The sequence below is a fragment of the Cocleimonas sp. KMM 6892 genome, from assembly GCF_035798195.1.
In the GTDB taxonomy this organism is placed as follows: Bacteria; Pseudomonadota; Gammaproteobacteria; order Thiotrichales; family Thiotrichaceae; genus Cocleimonas; species Cocleimonas flava.
This window is the reverse complement of sequence record NZ_JAPFBV010000034.1, coordinates 1-266: the sequence shown is the minus strand read 5'-3', so window position 1 is coordinate 266 and position 266 is coordinate 1. Positions and strand designations below refer to the sequence as shown.

General features: G+C 43.6%; 1 protein-coding gene. It reads right to left on the bottom strand.

Translation table 11 applies throughout. From position 1 onward, the window contains the following. On the bottom strand, window positions 1-266 hold a 266-nt coding region (locus tag OO007_RS20300), incomplete at both ends, for an IS3 family transposase (RefSeq protein WP_325810194.1).

Genomic DNA, 266 nt, shown 5'->3' with positions numbered 1-266 from the left:
GCTTTAAAGTCTCTCCATAAAAGATTGTCAGAGACGTTATTCATTGCCAGACCATGCTTCGAGTATTTGAAGCCTTTACCATTTCTGGCGCGAATACCTTGTTCTGCCATAATCTTGGCGATGAAGTTTTCGCTGCAGGGGAAACCCAGTGCGTTCAATTCATCAGTAATTCGGGGCGCACCATAAATAGCCTCAAACTGTTCAAACGTTTCTCTGACTTTTTCTTCGTAGAGAGATTTACGTTGTGTTCGGTCACTGATAGGACG